Genomic DNA, 3,804 nt, shown 5'->3' on the forward strand with positions numbered 1-3,804 from the left:
ACGCCTGGATCAACAAACCACCCGAGGAAGAACAGGAGGACCAACAACCAGCTGCTTAAGAACCGCTGGCCCCAAACATCTTGACAAATTCCGACCACGAAGCAGTCCGTCGCTTGTGGACGCTCTTCCGGCACGAGATGTCCGCCTTCACCGGGACGCTTCCGGACTCCTATGGCCGATATCGCGCAGGACGCCTTGAGAACGCTCTTGCCGGCAGACCGGGCTGGTGCTCATGGCAGCTGACAGCCGGTCCGCACCCGGTGGCGTTCGCAGTCGCCCGAGCCCTCGACGAACCACGGCACGTGCTGAGCAGCTTTTTCGTGGTGATTCCGGCCCGACGGGAGGGCGTCGGTGCCATGTTGGCGACCGCGGTCATCGACTCGCACCCAGGGCGGTGGAGCGTTGCCTATCAGGACGAGAACACAGCCGCCGCCCAGTTCTGGCGGCATGTTGCAGAGGGGCTCGACCCGGATTGGTGGCACGAGCACCGACCCGTCCCCGGGCAGCCCGACCTGGTGCCGGACAGCTGGATCCATCTCGACACGACACAGCCCTGTCCGTGAGCCAGCCGAACTGACGTACGTGCCGATCGATGGGATCGCGCAGCGCTTATCGGGTGCCGTCCGGCGGGGCTCCGCGGTCGCCGGACGCGCCGCGCGGCGCCTCGGCTCAATGTAGATATTTGCCGGCATTGTGTTCACATTAGAAAACATCCTGCACTGAGAGGTCGCGCGGGTAGGTGGCCACGTGGCGGTGCGGTGGAGCGTACTTGGCGGCTCGACGGGCGTTGAGACGGCAGTCGAGCCGCCGTGAGGCTGCGGACGTAGATGTATCTCGTCCGTTTGCCTTCGCGGTGAAATTGACCCGCGGGGCCACGATGGGTCGCTGACTGTGGCGGCAGGGGCCGAGGTTCACAGCCCGAGGTCGGGACCGTCTCGGCGGAGGTCGCGTGCGGCGGTCCGTCCTTGGAGTGTGGCACGCAGGTGTCGGTCTCGATCGGCTGCTGCCTGGCGTGCTGTGCCGGCCTCGACGGGCCTCGCCGCGACCTTACTGGGGGGGAGGAGGGGAGCTAGTCGTCGACGGTCTCGGGGACCGGTCGCCCGTCTTGGTCCGGTGTGAGCAGCCCCCGCAACGACAGTGCCAGCGCCGCGGCGCAGAGCCCGCCGACGACGACCAGGCCCACCCACACGCCGCCGAGCCCGTTCCCGATCAGCGGCGCCGCGGTGAGCGGCCCGACGATCGACGTGACGCCGAAGACCAAGGAGCCGATGGAGTTGTAGCGGGCGCGCAGCTCGTCGTTCGCGAGGGCGTTGGTGAGCGCGGGCAGCATCGGCGAGAACAGCGTCTCGGCCACCGCAAACACCGCCGCGCACGCGAAGGTGGCCAGCACCGGCGTCGGACCCAAGCTCCGCGCCGCGCCGCCCGCCCCGAGGAGCAGCCACGACAAGGCGACGACCAGCCCGGCGACCGCGAGGGCGCGGCTGCGCGAGCGCCCGTGCAGCCGGGAGCTGACAAAGGTCTGGGTGCAGGTGATCACGACCGTGTTCGCGACCAGTCCCCACGCGACCACCCGCGTCGAGACGTGCGACACGCCCGTCGCGAACGCGGGGAGCCCGACCTCGAACTGCGCGTACCCGCAAGCCGTCAGCAGCAGCGAGAACGCGAACAGCCGGCGGAACGCGCGGTTGGCGAAGACCTCGCGATAGCCGCCGGCCGAGCCGGTGCCGCCGTCGCCGCGGGAGAGCTGCCGTCCGATGTGCGGGATCGTGAGCAGCACCAGGACCGGCAGCGCCCAGGAGACGCCGTCGACGAGGTAGAGCGCCCGGAACGAGCCCGGGTCGCGTACGTTGGCGATGAACCCGCTGACCAAACCGCCGACGCCGATGCCGAGATTCATCAACGCGAACGAGAGCCCGTACACCCGCTGCCGCTCGTGACGTCGTGCACCACCTCGACCTGCTGTCCGATGGACCCGCGCCTGCCGATGCCCTGAGGCTGGCTCGGCTGACGATCGAAGCATTGATCGCGCAGCCGCTTCCGGGGGTGTGGGGCGACGAGGAGGCGGTGCTGATGGGCACTGGACGATTGTCTCTTCCGGACGGGATCGGCCCCGTGGGCGATCTGCTTCCGGCTTTCAGCTGACGGCCGCGCTCGAGCCCGCTACTTCGTGCTACCTGTTTCGCTCCACGATGTTGAACCGGCGTGTCGCTGCCCGTCGATCGCCATGTGTCCTTTGGCCTGCAGGAACGCTGTCCGCGTCGAGGGACGGGAGTAGTCGCATCTACTTCAACTCCCGTTGTTTACTGGCCGATAATCTATATTATGTCAAGCACTACCCTGCGTATTGCATCAGATGAATCATCCGTCTGACCCTCCACCACTACCCCATGCAAGATCGGCGGCAGGTCGCTGACCTGCACGAATAGCTGTAGGTGGACGGTGAATCGATGCTGGCAGCGATTTCTTGAGCTGACGTCACGCCGTGCGTTGTCGTGACACGCCGCTGACCTGCGTGAATGCGTGCTGTTCTCATCTGATGCATCATTGAATCACTGGATGTAACCGGATTTGCGAGGGCTTCGATGCAGATAGACGACGCGGGACGGGTCCACCTGGTGCAGTCGATGCCGGTCCTCCGGCCCGACGAGCAAGTGCTCACGATGATGCTGGACGGGTGGCGCAACCAGCAGCTCGCCGGGAACCTGCAGTTCGCCACGATTGACCCGAAAATCCGTCTGGTGCAGCGCTTCGTCGACCACGTCAACGAGGACCCCTGGAACTGGACCCTGGCCATGGTCGAGGAATTCTCCGCCGACCTGCGGACCGTCAAACACATCGCCCACTCCACGCTGCGCAGCTACCACTCGGCATTGCGCGCGTTCACCAGCTACATCAGCAGCCCCAACTATGGCTGGGACCGCATCTGCGAGAAGTACTTCGGCACGCATCCGGCTCAGGTGTTCTTCGACTGGAACACCGCCGGCCACGTCCAGGAGTGCGACGCGCAACCGACCAAGCGCCCGTACACCCGCGAGGAGACCAGTGCGCTGTTCGATCACGCTGACGACGAGGTCGAAAGGATTGGCAAGTCGGGCCGCAAAGGGTGGCAGGCCGCCTACCGCGACGCCGTGATGATGAAGGTCGCCTACGCCTACGGGCTCCGCTTCAACGAGCTGCGCCACCTGCACACGGTCGACTTCGCACGCAACCCACATGCCCGGGAGTTCGGACTGCAAAATCCGCTACGGCAAAGCCCGACGAGGCTCACCGCACAAAACCTCGCAGCGTCCTGACCGTCTGGCGCTGGACACCCGGCGTGGTCGAAGACTGGCTCGCCAACGGCCGCCGCGAACCTGGCACGCTCGACCTGTTCCCCAGTGAACGTCGCGGCCTTGTCGTCGAGTCAACGCTGATCCGCCGCGTGCGCCGATACTGCGAGGAACTCGGCCTCTCCGACGGCCTGGACCTGCACTCCTTCCGACGCTCCTACGCGACGCACCTGCTCGAAGCAGGCTGGGATCCACGCTTCGTGCAGGACCAGATGGGGCACGAATACGCATCTACGACCGGCATCTATCAATTCGTGTCCGATGAGTTCCGACGCTCCACGCTGCGCGCCGCACTCGACCGTACGGTGAAGGAAGCAATGGCACGCACGACCGAGGACGGATCATCATGAAGCGCAAAGTCGACTACACCTGGCGGCTATCTGACCCAGATCCGCGAGTAGCTGATTGGCTTCGGCCGCGGGTGTGGTTCTGATGTCGGGTTCTGCGTGTTCGCAGTATTTTTCGTGGTTCGGGC

At 65.8% G+C, this 3,804-nt stretch carries 5 protein-coding genes; 4 read left to right on the top strand and 1 reads right to left on the bottom strand.

Annotated elements, in window-relative coordinates:
• The first annotated feature begins 113 nt into the window (after positions 1 to 113).
• Entirely contained in the window at positions 114 to 563 is a 450-nt protein-coding gene (locus tag EFY87_RS19835) for a GNAT family N-acetyltransferase (RefSeq protein ID WP_245988785.1), read from the top strand.
• A 506-nt stretch (positions 564 to 1,069) separates the two neighbouring features.
• Here EFY87_RS19835 and EFY87_RS19840 read toward each other — a convergent pair.
• On the bottom strand, positions 1,070 to 2,020 hold the full coding sequence (locus EFY87_RS19840) for an MFS transporter (RefSeq protein WP_342769151.1): 951 nt from the start codon (positions 2,018 to 2,020) through the stop codon (positions 1,070 to 1,072).
• On the opposite strand from EFY87_RS19840, the gene EFY87_RS19845 reads away from it, so the two are divergent.
• The 3 genes from EFY87_RS19845 to EFY87_RS21080 all read left to right on the top strand — a co-directional run bounded on the left by EFY87_RS19845 (position 1,942) and on the right by EFY87_RS21080 (position 3,679).
• Positions 1,942 to 2,142 (top strand): hypothetical protein, encoded by a 201-nt coding sequence (locus EFY87_RS19845; protein WP_123273218.1) that lies wholly within the window; start codon positions 1,942 to 1,944, stop codon positions 2,140 to 2,142. The genes EFY87_RS19840 and EFY87_RS19845 overlap by 79 nt on opposite strands.
• 440 nt (positions 2,143 to 2,582) lie before the next feature.
• Complete coding sequence (locus tag EFY87_RS21075; RefSeq protein ID WP_245988786.1) at positions 2,583 to 3,293, top strand: site-specific integrase; 711 nt, start codon at positions 2,583 to 2,585, stop codon at positions 3,291 to 3,293.
• Positions 3,294 to 3,316: 23 nt separating this feature from the next.
• Positions 3,317 to 3,679 (top strand): tyrosine-type recombinase/integrase, encoded by a 363-nt coding sequence (locus EFY87_RS21080; protein WP_245988788.1) that lies wholly within the window; start codon positions 3,317 to 3,319, stop codon positions 3,677 to 3,679.
• The last annotated feature ends 125 nt before the right edge of the window (positions 3,680 to 3,804 follow it).

This window comes from Flexivirga caeni, assembly GCF_003724155.1.
GTDB lineage: Bacteria > Actinomycetota > Actinomycetes > Actinomycetales > Dermatophilaceae > Flexivirga > Flexivirga caeni.